This window comes from Moraxella marmotae, assembly GCF_042219885.1.
Classification (GTDB): Bacteria; Pseudomonadota; Gammaproteobacteria; order Pseudomonadales; family Moraxellaceae; genus Moraxella; species Moraxella marmotae.
This window is the reverse complement of the sequence record NZ_JBHJHR010000002.1, coordinates 2,048,809-2,067,980: the sequence shown is the minus strand read 5'-3', so window position 1 is coordinate 2,067,980 and position 19,172 is coordinate 2,048,809. Positions and strand designations below refer to the sequence as shown.

Below are 19,172 nucleotides of genomic sequence, written 5' to 3'. Positions count from 1 at the left end.
CATTATTCCTGTGTGGTTTGGATAATTTGAGTGGTATCAATTCCATTAGCCAAGGTAATCTCATGACTCCAATCTGGATAAAAGATACCCAGTTCTGCACCCAGTTTGACAGTATCATGGGCAATCTCTGGTAAATCTTGCCACTGCATACAGTCAATCAGGTTATCATTGACCCATTTGACAATTTCTACATCATTTTTAATCATCAAATAGATGGCATCATGGATTAGGCACACTGGCATAATGTCATAACGATAATCAGATGCCCATACACGCTGCATAAACTCATTTACCGCACGGTTAGTCAATTGACAATAAGATTGTCCACTGATGGCATTACCCACGCTACGAGCTTCTGCTTGAGCCTGATAAGGGGTCTTGGTGGTATCTAACACTGTCTTAGCCATGATGGGTGTTCTGATGCGTAAACCAAAAGCGACATCAATATAGCCTTGAGATGCACATAAAGCCAGTTTATCAGCAATCCAGTTACCTGATTGAGCATATAACTGATGATAGTTGGCTTCAATCTGCTTGGCTTCATCTTCTGCAAAACCACAGTTTTTCATAAGCGTATGGTGTGTACCCTGATAAGTTAAGGCAAAGGTTGGAGCTTTACTCATCTGACGGTACTTGGGATATTTGGATTTGATGGAATTGATACTCTCAATGCTATTTGGGTCAATATCTGGCATCTTATCACCCCAATAGGCATAAGCACGCAAACAATGACCATCATAACCGTCTGTATAAACTTTGAGCTTATTACTGTCTTTGGTTAGTAGGGCATTGATACGGTCTTCTAGACTGGCAAAATCAGCACCTACAAATAACCAGTCATCTGGTGCTTGAAAGCACTGTTTGACCAGTTTACCAAAGGTAGAACCACTGGGTAGGTTTTGTAGATTAGGGTTACTGCTGCTTAGCCTGTTAGACAGCGTACCACCTAAGTTAAAGTTACCATGTAGATAATGCCAGTTATCTTTTGGCTGTGCTTTTTCAAAGGCTGGGATAAATGTGGACAGTATCTTTTGGGCTTTGGCATATTCTACCAATGCGGTTAATAAAGCCACAGTATCAGGCTCATCAGTATGGTTAATGAGCTTTTCTAGTGTCTTACCACCTACAGCAGGCTGTTTATTGGGTGTGTAATCCAAGATAGGCATCTTAAGATAATCATATAACAGATAAGACAAATGAGCTGTACTGTTTGGTTTAAACAGATAGTCTTTGACTTTATCCATAGTATGTTGTTTGGTCTTAAGGTTCTTATTAATCCGCTCAAGCTCACGCTTTTGTAGCATATGAGTAACTGCCTTGATATGACGGTTATCATAGATACTTTGTAGTGCTGCTTGGCTTTGGGATAGTAGCTGTGCTTTGGCTTGTACCACTTTATCCATATTCATAGGCATACCATGTAGCTCAATCTGCACGATGGTCTTAATAGACGGTAGCATGATGGCTTGATAGATGGATTCTTGATTGTCCTTAAGCATCTTTGGCTTATACTGGGTATAGACCCAATAAGTCGCTAGGGTATCTTTTAAGTTATACTCAAGCACCGTAGCCAAAGGGTGAGCTAGGACATCTTTGACATCAATGGCATAGTTGCCTGTAAATGGTTGGGATAGCTCTTTTAATCCAAGTGTATTACCTTGGGTGTTATTGGTAGCTAAGTAAGCGATAATCATGGTGTCTTCTACACGGCTACACATTGTATGCAAACCATGTAATAAACCACGAAAATCACGAGCATGGCTCATAAAGCAGTTATAGATGATATGCTTAATATCAAAAGTTGCGTTATGGAAAATCAGCGTACCTTTATAAGACTCAAAAAACCGCTTAAGTCTTTGGTTATCTGTTACTTTAAATGCTACGCCTTCATGCTGATTATAAGCAAAAGCAATGCTGTATAACTGACTACCTAGCTCTAAACCAGTGGTTTCAATATCACAAGCCAAAGTGGGATAATTATGCAAATAAGCCAGTGCATCATCTATCTCATCATCAGTAGATGGATAACTGGCTTTATGGATAATATCCCCTAAAGGCTGATAATTACCTTGGATATGATTCACCAAAGTCTGTAATGAAAAATCCAGCTTAGTGGCTGAAGTGGGGTTATACAGCAATTGACCGTAGTTAATGCCAAAGACAATTTGGATATGCTCAAAGCCTTTTAGCTTACATGGTAATACATAACCAATGTGTCTGTCTGCTTGGCTTAAACCAGTCAATGCTTTAAAGTAAGTAGCATCTGCAACATACAGATACTGGATACCATGATGGCTAAAGGCTGGTAGTAGCTTTAGGATTTGCTTACGAGCAGCAGTAACGGACAGTTTACCTGTGCTAGGATAACTAAGCTCACAAGCCATCACATCAGTGATATTGTGATGAGCCAGATAATCCACATAATACTGCTCTAACTTGACTGTATCGTAATAACTGTCCTTAATTAAAATAGCGACAATGGGATTGTCTGAATAATCACAACTACGCATATAAACTCCGTAATAACTGGGCTTGGGCTAAGATGGTGGTAATCTCATCAGGAATACTCCCTGTAGTTCCACCACGATAATCAGGGTTATATGATACTGCTGTTTGTTTGGGAAGCCAAAACAGTAGATGCTTAGTGCCATCAGCTCTCATCATCTTATTAAGATAAGCAGTGAGTTTCTTATAAGCTGTTTCATACTCTGACACACAAGCCAAATACGCATCTGCCAGTGGTGCTAGTGATGCTGGTAATGGCTTAAGTGTTGTCCAAGCTCTGTCTGGGTGAATCAAATCACCTTTATACAAAGCTCCATGAGCATGAGTTAGCTCAAAATGCTGATTAAGTAGCTGTGTCTTTAGCTCCTGCATTTGCGTATCATAAGGGGTTAGGATATGCCGTACAATGGCATTAACCTGTAAAAACTTATTACTGTTTAATATGTTATAAACCATTAGGATAAATCTCCAGTCAGATAGACACGATGCTTAGCACGAGAAAAAGCCACATAAAGCAGTCTTAGTGTCAGTGCTAAATTGGTCTTATACACATTTCTAAAGTCATTGATATTGATAAATACTTCATCAAAAGTACTGCCTTGGCTTTTATGTACAGTACAGGCATACATATGGCGTATATCCATAAAGGTTATAGAATTACCTTGGGTATCTTTACCATAGAATGGTAAGTTCTTATGAGTTAAATGCTCTTTATCTTTTGGATTAACCAGTACTGTAACCACATCACGAAAAGTATCAGTGATACTTGAGATATGTAACTGATAAACAGGTATGGTTGTATTACCAGAAGTTAGCTCTAATTTTTGGGCATAAGTAACCAGCATTACTCTGTCTTTTTGGGCATAATTGACTTTATAGTAACTGTCATAAAGGTCATAATTACCATTCACACAAACCAAATCACCTGCTTTAAAATCAGCAGAGCCAGTAACTTTATTATGAATTTTGTTATTGGCTCTATGGACTTGGTGATTGGTGTAGTGTAATACCTTAGTGTCTATCCCAGCATTGATGCTTTTGATAATCTGTTTATCCCATTGGTTTTTATCCAGATGAATGACTTGTACATCATCTGGGGTAATGGGTTTTAGTAGATTATCAGCGACAGATTGTCTAAGTAGCGTAGTACAGTTATCTAAATGCTTGGCATCTTTTTGTCTAACCACTTCATTAAGATGGTAAGTCTTAAAGCCAGCAGTAAAGACAGGACAAGTATTTTCATTAACAGGTGGTAGCTGATGCTCATCACCCATAAACAGTACACAGATAGGATACTGATAGACAAGGGTCATCAGACGCTCTAATAGCACACTGTCCATATATGAGCATTCATCAATCACTACCAAATGTGGGTGGGTAGTGGTGATTAAACCATCATAATAGTGATAATTTGTGCTACCTGCTTTGCTGCTCTTAGGTGCTGCACCTATGGCTTTATGCGTGGTGCAGATAGGTACACGATGATGTAAGCCAGTAGATTTAAGCAGTGTTCTTAGTACTTCTGTGGCTTTATGGGTCATGGCGGATACCGTGATTTGTACTGGCTCATAATTAGCACCCAATAAATCATAAGTACTCACTAGCTTATAATAATCCAGCAGTACTTGAGTGAGTAGGGTGGATTTACCAGTACCAGCATAGCCTTGTACCACAATAATCCTGTCAATGGGATTGTCAGGTAATGGATTGGTTATTAACTGTAAAATACCATCTTTGGCTTGTTGCTGGTCATGGGTGAGTTGTAGATTTGACATGAATAACACTCCCAAATGGGGCAATAAAACAAGGATTATCAAAGATAACCCAAATGACTGGTTGTTTTGGCTTGGGTAGATTATCAATATTAAAACAACCATCTGTTAATACAAACAGTGCTTTTGAGTTGGTTTTGATAAAGGCATCTAAAGCCACTTCTGGACAAGTACCGCCACAACCTTTAAAGGGTAGGGTGGTAAATCCTTGTAGGGACTTAACCGTACGATGGTCTTGTAGCGAATCATCAAACTGAATAATATCTAACTGTTGTGGTTTTAGTAGTTTAAATACTGCTACCACTTCACTGATAAACTCATTAAACTGACTGCTACTGACTGAGCCTGATGTATCAATGGCAAAGCTAATCTTTGATAACTGTGTGCCTTGTAGAGCTGGTAGATAGATACCGTGAGTTAGTAATCTGCGATTAGGTCTTTGCCATGAATAATCTGCTTTAGCCATCTCAAAGAAATACTTACGCAGTACTGTACGCCAGTTTACCTTTGGTGCTGTAAGCTCTTCTAAGAGCCTTTGGACACTGTCTGGTATACTACTACTGGCGTGTTGCATAGACGCTTGTATAGCAGCTTGTACGGCTATCTGCGTGGTTTGTTGTCTGATGGTTTCAATCTCTTTGTCATCTGAATAGATGATGTCTTGATTGCCAATACCATCAGTGGTTTGACCGTGATTATTGCTATTGGATTTACTGGAACTGTCATCATCTGGTAGGTCATCATAGACTTGTTCTGCTGACCAGTTGATGTATTTTTCATCATACATACCACCAGCAATCATCTCAAAGCCTTGCTCTACCAAATTGGTATTAATCACATAATCCGCTGCAATATTAAATTTATGCTTATCACGATTGCCTAAGCGTGTCATATGGCTTAGGATAATGTGCATCACTTCATGAGCCAGTAAGAACTGCTGCTGCTCTAGTGATAAACTACCAAAGAACTCAGGATTAATTAAAATCTTAAGCCCATCAGTTGCTGCAGTAGGCACATTGTCTGAAAAGCTACACGGCACTTGTAAGATTGCATAAGCCAAAAATACGGCTGATGGCTTATTTAATAGTGTAATCTTGGCACGAGAAAGCTGTTTATTTAAACTGGTTAAATCTGCCATCAGTATCTCCATAGTTATTAATTAACCAAATAGCTCAACGCTGAATGCTTTAATCCAATCGCTAGCTTTGGTGGTTAATTGTGGGTTTTGTTTGACAATATAGCGTAGGGCAACAACTTGCATCTCCATACTAAATCTACGCAGATAAATCTCTAGCTTAGTAAAGTTAGCATCTGTGATATTACTAGTTAGCATAGATACCGTTGCCCACTGTAAGCCAATCTCATCAGGTACTGGGTGAGTATCTGGATTGGCTAGGATTTTATCTAAGCTAGGGACTTTATCAGCAAGTCTTAGATACTGCATAAACTCATTAGCCACACCATCACCTAACAATGAAGCCAATAGCGGTAGATGCTCTTGGTTTAGGGTAGGGAGTTCAGACAGCACTTTTGATAGCATCTGCCATGTGCGTGGTGATGCGTATGGCTCTGTGCTGTCTGGATTGAACTTATATAGGTGTGATGGTCTAAAACCAAGAAATGAGATGATACGAATATCAATGCCATTATCTAATGCCCATTCAGTCCATTCTTTAGTGTCTGGCTCAATATAAAAATGAGCAAAGCGTGATACTAAGGCTGATGACATTGGATAAGTAATGGCATTGTCTGTATCTTTATTACCACAAGCGATAATATAGGCTTTATCATGTAGCTGATACTGTCCTACCTGACGGTCTAGGATTAGTTTGTAAGCTGCCGCTTGGACACTGGGTAAGGCTGAATTTAGCTCATCTAGCAGCAATAACCAACCATTAAAGCCATCAGGAATGGGTGTATCTGTGATAGGGAAAGTATCAAAAGGTAGATACTTGGCTTTATTATCAGCAAAATATGGTAAGCCATTCAAATCAGAACTGTCTAGCTCTGTTAAGCGTAAATCAATTACCTTTAAGCCAGCTTTATGGGCTAATTGCTTGGCTAGACTGGATTTACCCAATGCTGGTGATGAATGCAAAAAAGGTACGATTTGGTTATTAAGTAAATGCGGTAGTAGTGATTGAGCTTGTTTTAGTGTGATATTCATAATTAGTACCAATTGTAAAAATAAAAAGTATGATTGGGATTGTCTTTGATGGTTTTGATGATGGTTTCAATGTCTGATATATCATCAGAAGCACTGGTTCCATATTCTGTAGTATCACTGACACCCAATAGCTGATTTGTGGCAAGTTCTTTGGTTTGCTCTAGCAATATCTCTAGGTCATCTAGAGTTACTGCGATATAAGCACAGTTTAAGTCATAATCATAATGCTCTTGTTCACCATCTTTGATATGTGGATAGTAAATATCAGCATCAGCAGTGTTATGACTAAGCCAGTCAAACAAGTAATACCATTTACGCCAATACAGCTCAATGGTATTGGGTGGTGTTGTGGTAGCATGAGCAAACTCATCTAAATCCACATCATCAGGTATGCCATATAAATAAGTATCTAGCCCCATAACAATCCTTTATTAAGCATTGAAGTCAAATCATCTTTACCAGTAATGCCCAGTTGGGTTAGGTATTCAAGCATTAACTGTTCTTCTTTGGTTTTATACCATGATAGGTTAAGTAAACCAGCTTCAGCCAAAGCTCGTTTGACATTTTGACAAGACATACCAGTATCAATGGCAATCTCTTGTAGTGTGCGTCCAGCTTGATATTCACTGGCAATCCAAGCAATCTCTTGTGGGTTAAGTTTCATAGCGATATTCCTATAAGTTAGATAAATCAAAAGCACTTAAAAATGACCAATCATTGACCGTACAATCATAGTAATAGGTCAAAATCAGTGAACTGTCTTTGTATTCACAAAGATAATCAGATGAGTTTTGGGTAACAGGAAATATGTGAATTTCACCTGTATTAGGTAGGCTATTGAGCATTTGGATAATGTTCATATCAAGTCCTTATGCTTTAGGGAATATATAGTAAAAAATGTCTAAAATCAGACAATTAGCATTTAGGTAAACAAAAAATACCCTAAGACAACTTTCGCTGTCTTAGGGCATCATCAAACATTAAGGAAATGGGCTTTAAGATAAAAACCCACAACACCGCCAGCGGCGGCTTATCGCAGAATTAGCAAATTCCATAATTAGAATGACGGATAAGTTCTGCATGGATTTTATCTCCCAGCGATAAAGTAATGGGTTTATGGTATATCTGACTAAGTAGGTCTACTAACAAATCAGATTCATACATTTGTACCAAGATTTCATTATAATGCTGGCGTAGTGTGTTCATATTCACAGGGTGGCAAGCAAAGGAATCATGGATAGTGATAATCTCAAACGATGGATTGGTTAGTACCTGCTCACAGATGCTCGCTAGAGCGTTTCTAAGCTCGTTATTTACCAAGTGGATATTGGTATGGTCAATCGCATTCAGACAAGCCATAGAAGCGAATTTAGATGCTAAATAGCGTTGATTTACCCATAGACTATCATCAATCTCACTACTTGCAGGCGTGGAGTGATGTAAGTGCAGATAGTGCTTTAATTGACCTTTGTTGTAGTTACATCTACGCACCAGTTCTCGTAATACCAAAGCATCAACAGAATGTACCAGATTGGCACAGTTACTGATACCATCAGGGATTGCTTGAACTTCAGTCATGATAATTTGTGGATTGTAGTTAATCTCATCAATATTCACACGGTATTCTGATTTAATTTCAGTAGGTAAATACACGGTATGGTTATCAGGCATAATCCAGCTTTGAATATCTAGCTGTTGCCAGCTGTTTAATGACCAATCCAGTAAGTTCATTGCACCGTTGGCTTCATCAAACATGGTTTGGATAAACAGCGGATATAGCTCATCACCCAAGATTTTCTTAGGGGTTGCTTTACTGCCGTATAGTGCTGTCATTACGCACTTTTTGGCTTGTTTACGGTCAATTACCAGCTGTGTTTCACCTTTGGCTTGAATGCGTTCATTCATGGCTTTAGTAATGGCTGTATAAGCATCAGCACGATTATCTGGGTCTATTAAACCAGTTAAACGCATACCATCTACACAGTTAGTTAGTACACTCATCAGCTGTAAACCTGAACATACACTATCAAAAGCCACTGCATGACCTACTGGTTTACCAGCTTGGCTTTCACGCATCGCATGGACTGCTTTGGCATATAATAGTGGCTCATCAGCAGTGTCTGTATGTTGCTCTAGCTCATCTAGATGGGTCTTTACCCATTGGATACGCTCTTCGTAATTGAGTTTATCTAAGCCATAATGATTGGCAATATCAATGGCTAGGTATTGCATGGGATTAAACTTTTTCATGGGTTACTCCAATTAGACGGTATAGTTTATGTAAGTGAATAAGTTCATTGAATGTATCTATATCATTACATAACTGTTCATATTCCTTGTTAAGGACAATACTTGTTACTATCAAAGTATCATCTACACTGTTATAAGATAAGTATGATGGATACGCGTCCATAATTGCTTGATACTGGGCAATCTTTCTTGATAACTCTTTGGTAGAGATGTTATTGATTTTACCCGTATCAATTGCGTGCTTTACTTCAGCTGTTAAAGGTATGCTGATATACTCTTTGTATGATTCAAGTTGTTTCATGGTTGATTCCTAATAAGCGGTTTGTTTTGGCTTGTGATACCATTTCAATAAATTCAGCAACAGAATTACAAAGGTATTCTTGTGGTTCTTCTCCAGCGACATCACCTACCCAGTAATTGTCCTGTGAAATAACATAAGTAAAGAATACTGGTTCATCTGTACTAAACTCAGGTTCATCTGCATAACTTGCTTGGTAGTCAGTAACTAAGTAATTCAAATCAGCATTAGACAATTCAGGTAAAGTACCTTGTAGCTTGATATGGTTTACTACCCAGCTATAAGGTATGGTGATATAAATAAAGCCTTGTTTACTGTTCATTGACAATTCCTAATAATGTACGCATCTTAAATTCACGAACAAGTTCAGCAAATTCAGTAATGCTATTACATAGATATTCACGAGATTCTGGATAAAGAGTACAAGCTACTGCATAATCATCTCTCTTTATATTGTAAAACAACACAAAGGGTGTTTTGTCATACTTATCACGGTATCGTACTAGCATATCGTAGAATTGGTCTCTGGTAATATTACCCAATATCATGTTATTTCTAAAGTAATCTTGTACCCATGAGACAGGGATATTAATACACAATGCTTCAGGTTTATTCATCGTTATATCCTAATACTATAAGTTTCTTAAAACTATGGACGGTATCGCATACATGGGTAACGGAGCTTTGTAATTCATGGGTTAAGGTAAAGAACTGACAATACTTATTAAAGAGTAGATACGAAGCGTCAGCATCATAGGCGTGTAGATAAGCCCTAGTGTCTTCTATTACCTCGTCCATTGTTATTTTGAACAAGTATCCATGCTCTTTGAGATACGCTTCTACTTTGTCTAAAGGGACTGCATAGTAAAGGATTTGTGATTTAGTATTCATCTTGATTAATTCCTAATAATTTCTTGGTTTTGATTTCACCAACCACTTCAATAAACTCTTGGATACTGTTACAGATATATTCTGTGGAATCGTCAAGTAACAAATCTGAAATGTGATAAGTATCTTGAGTAATGTCATATTGCAGTAGAAATGGGTCTCGTTTATGGACTATACGATAATACTTTAAATCTCTTTTAAAGTCTGACATTGTGTAGTCTATGATGTGGCGGTGGTTATGCAGGTATTTTGTAACCCATACATAAGGGACATTGATAAATACAGCATCTGGTTTATCTGTAATCATGATGGTTTCCTAGTGCTTGATACCCAGTAGTTTTTGGGTTTCATAGTAATTGACTAACTGTACAAACTCATCTGGGGTATTACATAAATGTTCAATATGGTAATTACTGGTGATAGCACTGGTGTAACATAAGTTGCCTGTCATAATGTAATAAGTAAACCAACCCACATCAAAATCATCTTCATATTCATGCTCCATATATTCATCTTCATAAATGCTATGGATATGCTCAGGTAAACTCTCACCTTCTAACCAGTCAAAAGGGATAGAGATATATTCAGTTTTCTTAGGTAGCATAGTAATTCCTATTTCGTATCAGTTTGGTTTATGTTTAATAGTCTATTGGTTTTGCACATTAAGACTTTTTCTACAAATTCATCTGGACTACTGCACAGATGGTCATTGACATAGTTTGCACATATGTCTGGATAACAAGCCATTATATCTGTCGTAGTGTTATAACTAAGCCAGTAACAGTTCTGTTCTTTATCACCATTACTTAATTTGGTGATTGAAGTTTTGTTACGCTCATAGACATCTGCGATAAATGCAGGTAGTTGTGCGTCTTTAAGCCATTTAAATGGGATAGAAATATACATAGGTAGGTCAGGGTACATGGTATCTCCTATTATTCAGCATTAAGTACAAATCCAGATTTATAATCTAAAACCAATCCTACAAATTCATTTGGAAGACGGCATAGGTGTACTTCTTCATAATTATCATGGACATCAAATGATGAATAGAAGGTATCTGTACTGATGTCATAAGTGAAGAAATCTCTTTTTCCTGCGTTGATTAATTCTTGATGTAGCCATGTTGGCATATCCGCATTGCGTAACCATTTGTAGGGTATGGTGAGATATTTGGTAGATGATGTTAGCATGGGTTGTTCCTTAACTGTCTGATAAAGACTAAAAAAGCCAGTACTATGACTGGCTTAGGTGGATAGTTTACTTAAACTGGTACGGTAGTGTACTTTTCAGCATCTAGCTTGGCTTTAAGTAAGTAAAAGGGTTTGGTGGTATTAATGGTTGCTGCAGCATAGGCATCATTTAATAGCTTTTGCCACTCTGCACGCTTATTGTAGAAGGTATTGGCATCAAAGTACCAAATACCACTAGCACAAGTATAAGCTACATATGGTGTGGGATTGGTATTGGTGTTGGTACTGGTTTTACGCTCTACAACGATAAACTGTCCCATATGTTTGATGACATTGGGGATTGATTCATGCGTAGGTGCTGCAGCGATGAGCTTTAGCAGATGCTTTCTAAGCAGTGTATTCATTGTATTAACTGCAGTTCGTACATTGTATTCTTGGGTTAGATAGTTGGGTGTATGACTCCCAATGACGGTATTTGACATAGTTATCTCCAGTTAGGGTTTACTGTATTATCTAGGATTTTATAGATAAGTGGTTAATTACAATTCACCTGTAACCAGTTGTTTATGTTTAAAATTAATACACGCTTTTTCAAAGCTACTACCCATAGGATTGAAGTGATAACCTTGGCTGTATAACCTACCACGCTTATCATACTTATGTAGAAAGTGAAAGCTCTTATCTGCTAGGTGTTGTTTTAACACTTCAAACTGCTCTTGGTATTTCTCCCAAGTGGTTTTATCAGATAAATATTGCAGTTGTTCATCATCATTTAATAAGCTCATTTCATCTAGATTTAACTCGGTACGATGCCATTGTTTATCAAATTGTTGAACAATATAACTGTCTAGTTCATAAGTATTTTGGTTTTGTTTATTGATAATATCCAATGCTAAGGGTTCACTGTGCTTGTTATGTTTACTACCTAGGATAACATTATCATCTAAGGTTAGATAACCACTGGTGTAGTTATTATTCACTGGCTTAGGTGTGGTAATCATAGGTGGTAGATAACAGGACAGTTTGATTCTGTCTAATAGACTGTCAGGTAATTGGATAAGTGATTCTATATAGCGTGTGGTTTTAAAGGAAGTGATGTTATACATACCCAGTGGTAATAAGACAGCAATGAGTTCACAGACTGTCTTAATTGCATCTAAAGCAGACATACCCTTGATGGGTATCATACCAGCAACATTGACATAAGGCAGTCTGTTCTGAGTATGTAGTGTGATGGTGGTTAATATATCACAAACCAGACTGTCTAATTCAATGGTTAATAGATGCTGTTTGCGTAGCATCTTAGATTCCCATTCTTGTTTTTCAATGTAGGTATGGATAAGGGTAATGGCTTGTTGTAGCTCATCTTGGAATGATGATTGGATACTTTGTTGTATATCATGACGGATATGCGTAGGGTGCATTTGCCGTTCAATGCTTTGTTGTAATAGGGTATGGTTCATGGTATTTCTCATAGACTGTCTATTAATTTAAATTAAAAGAACCTGCTGGATAATCCAACAGGTCTATAATTATGCAGGGTGAACAGAAGTAACATAATAACCAGCAGCATGAACCTGCTCACAGGCATCAATGCGTGATTCAGCATGAACGGTAATGGCAAAACCCATACTAACAAATACGATAAACTGTTTCATGATATTTCCTTAATGCTAATTAAAATACCCCAATCACTAAGGATTAGGGTATGTTTAGGGTTATTTATTAGGCAACTTCGTTAATTTCAATGTCTAATTCTGAAAGGTCAGACCAACGAGTGTCTTCACCAACTTCTCGGAAGGAAGCTGTACACATTTGGATTAGACGAGTTGCAACTTCATCGTGAGCTTGCAATTTCTCAACAAGCTGTGGGTGGCTATCCATTACAATGTAGCCAATTTGCTTGCGTTTGAAATAGATATTCAAATAGAACTTGGCTTTTTCACGCTCATCGTTACCGTTGTTGTATGAGCTGGTTGCTGGGCGTTTGGTAAGTACTGTTGATGTCATGATGAACTCCTTAATGTAAATGATGGTTAATGTCAGTACTGTGGTGAGTATATTTAACTGTATTTAATACTCACCATCATAAGGCACAGCCTTAAACCATTAAACCAAACCATAGAAGATAGACACAGCAAATCACCATAAAAATATGGGGAAGTTACCGCCAGACAGTACCGTGTGTAACAACAGACAGGCAAACGAGACCAGAAAACCAAGACGAGACAGATGGCTAGAAGTTTTCAGACGCTATAACGCACCTGTACTGTCTGGCTTGTGTTTTGTGTTTTGTGTCCATAGACAGGTGCTAAAAAATAAAACACCCTAAGGCATATGCCCTAGGGTGCTTGATGTTGGTTAGTGCGGCTGATGGTTATTCATCATCACGGTTGGCTGCACGGACGATTTCTCGTATGGTTTTCATACGCTGGATACCACCACTTACGAACTCATCAGGTGCTACACCAAACTCTTCATATCTGGCAAGGTCATTGCGAGCTTGCCAAGCCATTGCCTGACTCATAGCTTCTTGAGCAAAAGACTCAGTAGCTCTGCCAATGTAATCACCATTCTTAGCGATACCTTTTACGGTATTAACAGCTAAGTCTGCAGTGGTTGCTACAATCTCAGCAGAACTTTCAATGGCTTTAGCACCAGCGTTAAAGGTTGTACCCATAGCACCCCAAAGAGCTGAGATTGCACCTTGTTTTGTTGGACGGTTTGACATAAGATTTCTCCTGTTAAAATGATGTCAATTACAGTGAACAGTATTATTCACCATGCTAAGGCGTAGCCTTAAACCACTAAACAATAAGAATCCTTTTTGTTGTCAGCACTGGGGGTGGGTAGTTTTGATTTTTTCGTTTTGTTGTCAGGACACTACCTTAGAACTAATTTTTATTAATTTATAGAAAACTACGACTGTTTTATTAAGAATCCAAACAACAAACCAATTTTTATTAACTGGGTAAAAGTCGTTGGTAAATTAATTTATACGGTCAATAAGGGTAGGGGGGATAGGTGATATTCATCACTTGGTTTGAAAAGATGTGGGAAATATATAATAAATAACCCCATAACAAGTATGGGGTGGATTATAGATACCCAGTTAATAACAGGAAAAATACTCATGCTGCACGAGCTAGGATTAATGAAAAGGTATCTATAATGCGTGGTACTATAACTGATGGCTTAGGACTTGTCAATGTGTGTATAGGTTATAAAGATATTTGTATATAAGGTATTTAATAATTTGATTGGTGAAATGATTAAATTAAATTATAATAAAAACCATCTGATACCTGTAACTGTAATTGTATTAGGATAGTCTATGTTGAAAAAATCTCTACTGGCAATGGGTCTGTGTTTACCTGTATTGGCTTGTGCTGATGTGTACTTGGGTTCTTATCAAGGGTATGAATATTATCTGATAGCCAGTAAAACCAAAGCCGTTACAGGTACGAGTAAGTATGAAGTAGAGATGGAACGCTATGTGGCTAAAGACATTAAAAAAGATGGCTTGGGTCAAGGTAGCTATACGGTGTACAGACGCTATATTGACTGTGCATATAAAAAGGTAGCTACGATTAGCTGGCATAACTACACTAAAAACCATAAGCTGATAGAAGGTGAAAAGGTCAAGCATCTAAAAGAATATGACATATTCCCTAACAGCTGGGGTGCTGCACTGTATAATGAAATCTGCCGTTAAACCATGGGTGTGTGATGAACTGGTTTGAATGGAAACAGCATTATCATAGGCAACTTAATCACCCTGCAGACTTTGAAAGAATGTTTGTGGATAAGGTATTAAGCAAGATAGCGATTATCAATGCTGATGATGTGATACCGCAGTATCATTTTGTAGATAGTCGTGGTAAGAACAGATATGTGGATTTTATGGTGATTAATCCTACCAAGGGTTATCTGTTGGCTATTGAATTAGATGGCTTAACCAAACTACAAGATGCCAATAAACAGCTAAACTATGACAGCTATCAAGACTTATGGTACAGACAAAATGAGCTGATGCGTAAGATAGGGGTATTATTCAGATACACCAACAAAGATATGCTGCATAACAGTAAGCAAGTCATTCAAGAGATACACGATGAGCTGGTCAGACAGGCAATGAATAAAGCCAGTCAGTACTATGAAAAACAGCAGCGTGAAGAACTGGAATATCAATTAGAGCAATACAAACAGCGTGGTCTAGAACAAGAGCAAACCAATAGTCATCTTGACCAAATCGCTAGGCGTATGGCACAGCTAGAAAATCATCTGGCAAGCCAGCAATATCAACAGCAAGTACCAGTACAACCTGTACAGCCAATACAAGTAAACAAACCGTCTATCGCATGGGATAAGCTGATGATAGGTGCTGTACTGGCAATGGTATTATTGGGTGTGATTGGCTTAAGTACGATGAGCAATAATAAGCCAGTAGAGCCTATTACAGATACACAAGAAACCCTACCTGAAGTGGTTAATACCAATGAGCTAATCACTGTCCCTGCACCTGTGTATGAAGAGCCTAGCCCCAGTATAGAGCCAGTACCTGTACCACAACCAGTACAACAGCCCATACAACAAACAGTACAAGCACCTGTACGATACAGTGAGCCTAAGCCAGTAGATGATGAGCCTATCATCAAATCAGAGCCTAGACCTGTATATAAACCAAGTGATGAGCCTAGTGTAGAGACTAGGGTAGAATATAAACCTAAGCCAGAGCCTAAACCAGAACCCAGATATGAGCCTGTAAAGCAAACCCAAGTACAACAAGAATATAGTCATACTCGTCAAGACAGAGATGGTAATAACAACAGACCAGAGATACCTACTGAACGAGTGGATAGAGAGTAAGTAATGCTAAAAATACTGATAGTGGTATTGTTCTTTGCTGGTTTTGTCTTTCATTGGCTTTGGATTGTACTGGTTATTCTACTATATCTACTAAGTCGTGCTGATGATAGGGGTGATGATAAACTGACCTTACGCCAAAGTGTAGATGATATTCATGATGGCTTACGCATCGTGGGTGATGGGATTGCTAATACAGTTAGCGAACTGGACAAGCAATCAGACCTACTACTGGCACGCATGGCAAAGGAAGCTGAAATCTACCATACCAAACCACAACACCGTGAGTACTATCAACAATCGCTGGATAACCCCAGCTACCATATCAAGGCAGATACCCTAAGGGAGATACTGACAGGGACAGTAGTTATTGGTTTACTGGTATGCAATCATAACAGTCAGTTATTTCATGAATTACAGTTTAATTGTAGTCGTCAATTGATGACTGGGATATATGAGTTTTATGTCAAATTTAAACCTACCATAGACCCCAGTGTTATCTGTATAGAATGTGAGTACTATGGTAAAGTCTACACCATACATGGCTGGTGCTTTGATAGGATTCAAAGACTGTATGTCTATGTCTGCCAAAAAACAGATATACGCATAAAGCACATTGATGATGAAAATCGTGCTATCAGGCAATTAATCCAAATGTATGATAAATCATAATAATAACTACAAGTAAACCACTCACAACAGCGTGGAACACGCAGATTATTTATCGTAAATAGTGCTGTGCTACATTACTTTTTATCTTGGTTTGGATAAAAAATATGACAGTACAGACACTACCCATCACTACCCAAACCAGTGTAGATGATACTGCACTGGATATTGAGCTACTTAAAAAGACCTTACCTGATAAATACAGAAGGGGGGTAACAGATGAAATGGTATCGCGTATCAATCAGCTGTTATCAGACCCTGATTTGCATGAAGCCTACCGCAATAACTTTGTCAGTTATATGACCGTATTAAATGACGGTAAATATAAACTGGACGATTATCTCAATGCTGTCAAATACTGTACCCATAAACTGATGGGTAACAGTAATATTGATAGCTTTATTAAGACCTTCCCAGACCGTTATCAAGCCATGATGGTCAAAGGTCATACCGCCAAAGAAATCTCTGCTCATGTGGCAATGTATAACAAGACCAAACTGGTCAATGCCATCATGGAGCAATCTGCTATCCCTAGCTGGATTATCAATCAAGACCTATACCAAAAAGCCATCAATGTACAAGCAGACCTAATGCTCAATGCCATGAGTGAAAAGGTGCGTAGTGATGCGGCGAATAGCTTACTGGTGCATCTAAAACCACCTGAAGTCAAAAAGGTAGAGCTAGATGTAGGCATCAAGAAAAATGATGATATTGAACAGCTAAGAAATATCACCGTAGAGCTGGCAGCACAGCAAAGACGACTTATCCAAGCTGGGGTAATTACTGCTCGTGATACTGCTGAAACCAAACTTATCACGGAGATTACAGACTATGAAGAAGCCTAATCATGACCCTAGTATCGTTAAGAATGTGGTATTTGCCATTGCGTTGTACTTTACCATTGTGGTGTGTAGTTTGATTATCCTTAGGGTGCTTAGTTTATGAGTGAAACCATGACAATGAGTGATACTAATCAGATAAAACAACCTAAGACGGTGAATGACTGGCTTAAAGATGTGGATTATAGTGAGCTTGAGAACTATATCCCCAGTGAGTTTGCCATTGCTTATGTGAACTTTATTAAGCTGGTTAATGGTGCTGAAGGTGAAGAGAACAAAACCCCAGTTATTCATTATAAGATGGCTGATAGCCTAGTGTCTGGTGAAAAGCAGATTGCCAATATGATTTTTCGTGGTGCTGCTAAGTCTACTTTTTTGGGTGAATACTTTTTCTTATACCTAGCGGTGTTTGGTGAGTTACCTAACTTTGGCTCTGTGGATTTGGCTATCTATGTAACAGACAGCATTGATAACGGTGTTAAGAGTATGCGTAAGAACTTGGAGTACCGTTGGGAGAATAGTGAATTTCTTAAGAAGTATATTCCCAGTATCAAGTTTACAGACATTAGATGGGAGTTTACCAATATCAACGGTAAGACTTTGGTAGTCAAAGCCTATGGTGGTAAATCAGGTATTCGTGGTGTCAAAGAAAAAGGTAAGCGTCCACAGATAGCGGTACTAGATGACTTAGTCAGTGATGATGATGCCAGAAGTCCTACGGTACTGGCTGCCATTAAAGATACCGTACATAAAGCCATTGAATATGCCCTACACCCAACACGCTATAAAAAGATATGGCTAGGTACACCATTTAACGCCAATGACCCACTGTATGAAGTGGTAGAGTCTGGTGCATGGTGTGTCAATGTCTATCCTGTGTGTGAGAAGTTTCCTTGCAGTCGTGATGAGTTTCGTGGGGCATGGGAAGACCGCTTTACTTATGACTATATCAAAGAAAAATATGATACGGCTTTGGCTTTGGGTAAAGTGGATAGCTTTTATCAAGAGCTGATGCTACAAATCATGAGTGATGATGACAAGCTCATCTTAGATACAGATTTACAATGGTATAACTCATCGCATCTGCTGGATAAAAAAGATAACTTTAATTTTTATATCACCACAGACTTTGCTACCAGTGAAAAGCAATCAGCGGATTATTCGTTCATCTCTGTATGGGCGGTAAACCATAAGGGTTATTATTTTTGGGTAGATGGTATCTGTGCCAGACAAACCATGGATAAGAACCTAGATGACTTATTCAGACTGGTTAATAAATACAATCCGCAAACCGTGGGCGTGGAAGTATCAGGACAACAGGCTGGTTTTATTCCTTGGATTCAACGAGAGATGTTTAGCCGTAATATCTTTTTTAGCTTGGCTTCTAACAGAAGTGATGGGCAACTGGGATTAAAACCCAATAACTCAAAGCTGGAGCGGTTTAATATCATTGTGCCTGATTTTAAGCTCAAACGCTTTTATTTTCCTATTGACCAAAAGCACACGCCTGCACTCAAAGAGATGCTACTGGAGCTATCGCAAGCGTCTGTGGGTGGCTTTAGAAGTAAACATGATGATGCCATAGATACCATCAGCCAACTGGGTATGATGACGATATGGACACCGTCTAGTGAGAGTACCTATAAACAAAACCAAGACGGTATCTGGGAAGACTATCAGCCTATTGATACGGTGAATGGTCTAGCCAGTTATATCGTCTGATAA

General features: G+C 38.4%; 27 protein-coding genes. 6 read left to right on the top strand and 21 right to left on the bottom strand.

Annotated features, from left to right (window positions below):
* Nucleotides 1–2 precede the first annotated feature (2 nt).
* The 20 genes from ACFBZI_RS09565 to ACFBZI_RS09470 form a co-directional block, all read right to left on the bottom strand.
* Nucleotides 3–2,510 carry a DNA polymerase gene (locus tag ACFBZI_RS09565; RefSeq protein WP_375716103.1) on the bottom strand — a complete coding sequence of 836 codons (2,508 nt, stop codon included), beginning with the start codon at nucleotides 2,508–2,510 and terminating at the stop codon, nucleotides 3–5.
* Nucleotides 2,503–2,961, bottom strand: a complete 459-nt coding sequence (locus ACFBZI_RS09560; RefSeq protein WP_375716102.1) for a hypothetical protein — start codon at nucleotides 2,959–2,961, stop codon at nucleotides 2,503–2,505. The genes ACFBZI_RS09565 and ACFBZI_RS09560 overlap by 8 nt, the downstream gene beginning before the upstream one ends.
* Nucleotides 2,961–4,280, bottom strand: coding sequence for an ATP-dependent DNA helicase (locus tag ACFBZI_RS09555; RefSeq protein WP_375716101.1), 1,320 nt, complete (start codon nucleotides 4,278–4,280; stop codon nucleotides 2,961–2,963). The genes ACFBZI_RS09560 and ACFBZI_RS09555 overlap by 1 nt, the downstream gene beginning before the upstream one ends.
* A complete protein-coding gene (locus ACFBZI_RS09550; RefSeq protein WP_375716100.1) occupies nucleotides 4,255–5,415 on the bottom strand; it encodes a vWA domain-containing protein in 1,161 nt (386 codons plus the stop codon). The genes ACFBZI_RS09555 and ACFBZI_RS09550 overlap by 26 nt, the downstream gene beginning before the upstream one ends.
* 21 nt (nucleotides 5,416–5,436) lie before the next feature.
* Nucleotides 5,437–6,444, bottom strand: a complete 1,008-nt coding sequence (locus ACFBZI_RS09545; RefSeq protein ID WP_375716099.1) for an AAA family ATPase — start codon at nucleotides 6,442–6,444, stop codon at nucleotides 5,437–5,439.
* A gap of 2 nt (nucleotides 6,445–6,446) precedes the next feature.
* The gene (locus ACFBZI_RS09540) at nucleotides 6,447–6,863 is read right to left on the bottom strand and encodes a hypothetical protein (protein WP_375716098.1); all 417 of its coding nucleotides are present in this window, start codon (nucleotides 6,861–6,863) and stop codon (nucleotides 6,447–6,449) included.
* Nucleotides 6,854–7,108: a hypothetical protein gene (locus ACFBZI_RS09535; RefSeq protein WP_375716097.1), complete on the bottom strand. Its 255-nt coding sequence runs from the start codon at nucleotides 7,106–7,108 to the stop codon at nucleotides 6,854–6,856. The genes ACFBZI_RS09540 and ACFBZI_RS09535 overlap by 10 nt, the downstream gene beginning before the upstream one ends.
* 10 nt (nucleotides 7,109–7,118) lie before the next feature.
* On the bottom strand, nucleotides 7,119–7,304 hold the full coding sequence (locus tag ACFBZI_RS09530) for a hypothetical protein (protein ID WP_375716096.1): 186 nt from the start codon (nucleotides 7,302–7,304) through the stop codon (nucleotides 7,119–7,121).
* 181 nt (nucleotides 7,305–7,485) lie between these two features.
* Nucleotides 7,486–8,694 carry a DNA-directed RNA polymerase gene (locus ACFBZI_RS09525; protein ID WP_375716095.1) on the bottom strand — a complete coding sequence of 403 codons (1,209 nt, stop codon included), beginning with the start codon at nucleotides 8,692–8,694 and terminating at the stop codon, nucleotides 7,486–7,488.
* Nucleotides 8,681–8,995: a hypothetical protein gene (locus ACFBZI_RS09520; RefSeq protein WP_375716094.1), complete on the bottom strand. Its 315-nt coding sequence runs from the start codon at nucleotides 8,993–8,995 to the stop codon at nucleotides 8,681–8,683. Before ACFBZI_RS09520 ends, ACFBZI_RS09525 begins: the two co-directional genes overlap by 14 nt.
* A complete protein-coding gene (locus ACFBZI_RS09515; RefSeq protein WP_375716093.1) occupies nucleotides 8,982–9,314 on the bottom strand; it encodes a hypothetical protein in 333 nt (110 codons plus the stop codon). The genes ACFBZI_RS09520 and ACFBZI_RS09515 overlap by 14 nt, the downstream gene beginning before the upstream one ends.
* The gene (locus tag ACFBZI_RS09510) at nucleotides 9,304–9,609 is read right to left on the bottom strand and encodes a hypothetical protein (RefSeq protein ID WP_375716092.1); all 306 of its coding nucleotides are present in this window, start codon (nucleotides 9,607–9,609) and stop codon (nucleotides 9,304–9,306) included. The genes ACFBZI_RS09515 and ACFBZI_RS09510 overlap by 11 nt, the downstream gene beginning before the upstream one ends.
* A 263-nt stretch (nucleotides 9,610–9,872) precedes the next feature.
* Nucleotides 9,873–10,187: a hypothetical protein gene (locus ACFBZI_RS09505; protein WP_375716091.1), complete on the bottom strand. Its 315-nt coding sequence runs from the start codon at nucleotides 10,185–10,187 to the stop codon at nucleotides 9,873–9,875.
* A gap of 9 nt (nucleotides 10,188–10,196) precedes the next feature.
* On the bottom strand, nucleotides 10,197–10,484 hold the full coding sequence (locus tag ACFBZI_RS09500; protein ID WP_375716090.1) for a hypothetical protein: 288 nt from the start codon (nucleotides 10,482–10,484) through the stop codon (nucleotides 10,197–10,199).
* Nucleotides 10,485–10,492: 8 nt separating this feature from the next.
* Nucleotides 10,493–10,804, bottom strand: a complete 312-nt coding sequence (locus ACFBZI_RS09495; RefSeq protein ID WP_375716089.1) for a hypothetical protein — start codon at nucleotides 10,802–10,804, stop codon at nucleotides 10,493–10,495.
* 11 nt (nucleotides 10,805–10,815) lie between these two features.
* Nucleotides 10,816–11,073 (bottom strand): hypothetical protein, encoded by a 258-nt coding sequence (locus ACFBZI_RS09490; protein WP_375716088.1) that lies wholly within the window; start codon nucleotides 11,071–11,073, stop codon nucleotides 10,816–10,818.
* Nucleotides 11,074–11,144: 71 nt separating this feature from the next.
* On the bottom strand, nucleotides 11,145–11,555 hold the full coding sequence (locus ACFBZI_RS09485; protein WP_375716087.1) for a hypothetical protein: 411 nt from the start codon (nucleotides 11,553–11,555) through the stop codon (nucleotides 11,145–11,147).
* Nucleotides 11,556–11,612: 57 nt separating this feature from the next.
* Nucleotides 11,613–12,536, bottom strand: a complete 924-nt coding sequence (locus tag ACFBZI_RS09480; RefSeq protein ID WP_375716086.1) for a hypothetical protein — start codon at nucleotides 12,534–12,536, stop codon at nucleotides 11,613–11,615.
* 69 nt (nucleotides 12,537–12,605) lie between these two features.
* The gene (locus tag ACFBZI_RS09475; RefSeq protein WP_375716085.1) at nucleotides 12,606–12,731 is read right to left on the bottom strand and encodes a hypothetical protein; all 126 of its coding nucleotides are present in this window, start codon (nucleotides 12,729–12,731) and stop codon (nucleotides 12,606–12,608) included.
* A 67-nt stretch (nucleotides 12,732–12,798) separates the two neighbouring features.
* On the bottom strand, nucleotides 12,799–13,083 hold the full coding sequence (locus ACFBZI_RS09470; RefSeq protein WP_375716084.1) for a hypothetical protein: 285 nt from the start codon (nucleotides 13,081–13,083) through the stop codon (nucleotides 12,799–12,801).
* A gap of 145 nt (nucleotides 13,084–13,228) precedes the next feature.
* On the opposite strand from ACFBZI_RS09470, the gene ACFBZI_RS09465 reads away from it, so the two are divergent.
* Nucleotides 13,229–13,405 carry a hypothetical protein gene (locus ACFBZI_RS09465; protein WP_375716083.1) on the top strand — a complete coding sequence of 59 codons (177 nt, stop codon included), beginning with the start codon at nucleotides 13,229–13,231 and terminating at the stop codon, nucleotides 13,403–13,405.
* A gap of 45 nt (nucleotides 13,406–13,450) precedes the next feature.
* Here ACFBZI_RS09465 and ACFBZI_RS09460 read toward each other — a convergent pair whose 3' ends face one another.
* The gene (locus ACFBZI_RS09460) at nucleotides 13,451–13,804 is read right to left on the bottom strand and encodes a hypothetical protein (protein ID WP_375716082.1); all 354 of its coding nucleotides are present in this window, start codon (nucleotides 13,802–13,804) and stop codon (nucleotides 13,451–13,453) included.
* Between the two features lie 603 nt (nucleotides 13,805–14,407).
* On the opposite strand from ACFBZI_RS09460, the gene ACFBZI_RS09455 reads away from it, so the two are divergent.
* The 5 genes from ACFBZI_RS09455 (at nucleotide 14,408) to ACFBZI_RS09435 (ending at nucleotide 19,169) form a co-directional block, all read left to right on the top strand.
* Nucleotides 14,408–14,788, top strand: a complete 381-nt coding sequence (locus ACFBZI_RS09455; RefSeq protein ID WP_375716081.1) for a hypothetical protein — start codon at nucleotides 14,408–14,410, stop codon at nucleotides 14,786–14,788.
* 14 nt (nucleotides 14,789–14,802) lie between these two features.
* Nucleotides 14,803–15,942: a putative endonuclease domain-containing protein gene (locus tag ACFBZI_RS09450; protein WP_375716080.1), complete on the top strand. Its 1,140-nt coding sequence runs from the start codon at nucleotides 14,803–14,805 to the stop codon at nucleotides 15,940–15,942.
* A gap of 27 nt (nucleotides 15,943–15,969) precedes the next feature.
* Nucleotides 15,970–16,611, top strand: coding sequence for a hypothetical protein (locus tag ACFBZI_RS09445; RefSeq protein ID WP_375716079.1), 642 nt, complete (start codon nucleotides 15,970–15,972; stop codon nucleotides 16,609–16,611).
* Between the two features lie 104 nt (nucleotides 16,612–16,715).
* Nucleotides 16,716–17,453, top strand: a complete 738-nt coding sequence (locus tag ACFBZI_RS09440; RefSeq protein WP_375716078.1) for a hypothetical protein — start codon at nucleotides 16,716–16,718, stop codon at nucleotides 17,451–17,453.
* Nucleotides 17,454–17,549: 96 nt separating this feature from the next.
* Nucleotides 17,550–19,169 carry a hypothetical protein gene (locus ACFBZI_RS09435; RefSeq protein ID WP_375716077.1) on the top strand — a complete coding sequence of 540 codons (1,620 nt, stop codon included), beginning with the start codon at nucleotides 17,550–17,552 and terminating at the stop codon, nucleotides 19,167–19,169.
* The last annotated feature ends 3 nt before the right edge of the window (nucleotides 19,170–19,172 follow it).

Bases quoted from the DNA above. Each gene is read 5' to 3' on its own strand.
- ACFBZI_RS09485 (WP_375716087.1), bottom strand. From the start codon at position 11,555: ATGTCAAATACCGTCATTGGGAGTCATACACCCAACTATCTAACCCAA.
- ACFBZI_RS09435 (WP_375716077.1), top strand. From the start codon at position 17,550: ATGAGTGAAACCATGACAATGAGTGATACTAATCAGATAAAACAACCT.
- ACFBZI_RS09555 (WP_375716101.1), bottom strand. From the start codon at position 4,280: ATGTCAAATCTACAACTCACCCATGACCAGCAACAAGCCAAAGATGGT.
- ACFBZI_RS09545 (WP_375716099.1), bottom strand. From the start codon at position 6,444: ATGAATATCACACTAAAACAAGCTCAATCACTACTACCGCATTTACTT.
- ACFBZI_RS09475 (WP_375716085.1), bottom strand. From the start codon at position 12,731: ATGAAACAGTTTATCGTATTTGTTAGTATGGGTTTTGCCATTACCGTT.
- ACFBZI_RS09495 (WP_375716089.1), bottom strand. From the start codon at position 10,804: ATGTACCCTGACCTACCTATGTATATTTCTATCCCATTTAAATGGCTT.
- ACFBZI_RS09535 (WP_375716097.1), bottom strand. From the start codon at position 7,108: ATGAAACTTAACCCACAAGAGATTGCTTGGATTGCCAGTGAATATCAA.
- ACFBZI_RS09525 (WP_375716095.1), bottom strand. From the start codon at position 8,694: ATGAAAAAGTTTAATCCCATGCAATACCTAGCCATTGATATTGCCAAT.
- ACFBZI_RS09540 (WP_375716098.1), bottom strand. From the start codon at position 6,863: ATGGGGCTAGATACTTATTTATATGGCATACCTGATGATGTGGATTTA.
- ACFBZI_RS09440 (WP_375716078.1), top strand. From the start codon at position 16,716: ATGACAGTACAGACACTACCCATCACTACCCAAACCAGTGTAGATGAT.
- ACFBZI_RS09490 (WP_375716088.1), bottom strand. From the start codon at position 11,073: ATGCTAACATCATCTACCAAATATCTCACCATACCCTACAAATGGTTA.
- ACFBZI_RS09565 (WP_375716103.1), bottom strand. From the start codon at position 2,510: ATGCGTAGTTGTGATTATTCAGACAATCCCATTGTCGCTATTTTAATT.
- ACFBZI_RS09500 (WP_375716090.1), bottom strand. From the start codon at position 10,484: ATGCTACCTAAGAAAACTGAATATATCTCTATCCCTTTTGACTGGTTA.
- ACFBZI_RS09560 (WP_375716102.1), bottom strand. From the start codon at position 2,961: ATGGTTTATAACATATTAAACAGTAATAAGTTTTTACAGGTTAATGCC.
- ACFBZI_RS09455 (WP_375716081.1), top strand. From the start codon at position 14,408: ATGTTGAAAAAATCTCTACTGGCAATGGGTCTGTGTTTACCTGTATTG.
- ACFBZI_RS09480 (WP_375716086.1), bottom strand. From the start codon at position 12,536: ATGAACCATACCCTATTACAACAAAGCATTGAACGGCAAATGCACCCT.
- ACFBZI_RS09520 (WP_375716094.1), bottom strand. From the start codon at position 8,995: ATGAAACAACTTGAATCATACAAAGAGTATATCAGCATACCTTTAACA.
- ACFBZI_RS09515 (WP_375716093.1), bottom strand. From the start codon at position 9,314: ATGAACAGTAAACAAGGCTTTATTTATATCACCATACCTTATAGCTGG.
- ACFBZI_RS09510 (WP_375716092.1), bottom strand. From the start codon at position 9,609: ATGAATAAACCTGAAGCATTGTGTATTAATATCCCTGTCTCATGGGTA.
- ACFBZI_RS09505 (WP_375716091.1), bottom strand. From the start codon at position 10,187: ATGATTACAGATAAACCAGATGCTGTATTTATCAATGTCCCTTATGTA.
- ACFBZI_RS09470 (WP_375716084.1), bottom strand. From the start codon at position 13,083: ATGACATCAACAGTACTTACCAAACGCCCAGCAACCAGCTCATACAAC.
- ACFBZI_RS09460 (WP_375716082.1), bottom strand. From the start codon at position 13,804: ATGTCAAACCGTCCAACAAAACAAGGTGCAATCTCAGCTCTTTGGGGT.
- ACFBZI_RS09450 (WP_375716080.1), top strand. From the start codon at position 14,803: ATGAACTGGTTTGAATGGAAACAGCATTATCATAGGCAACTTAATCAC.
- ACFBZI_RS09550 (WP_375716100.1), bottom strand. From the start codon at position 5,415: ATGGCAGATTTAACCAGTTTAAATAAACAGCTTTCTCGTGCCAAGATT.
- ACFBZI_RS09530 (WP_375716096.1), bottom strand. From the start codon at position 7,304: ATGAACATTATCCAAATGCTCAATAGCCTACCTAATACAGGTGAAATT.
- ACFBZI_RS09465 (WP_375716083.1), top strand. From the start codon at position 13,229: ATGGGGAAGTTACCGCCAGACAGTACCGTGTGTAACAACAGACAGGCA.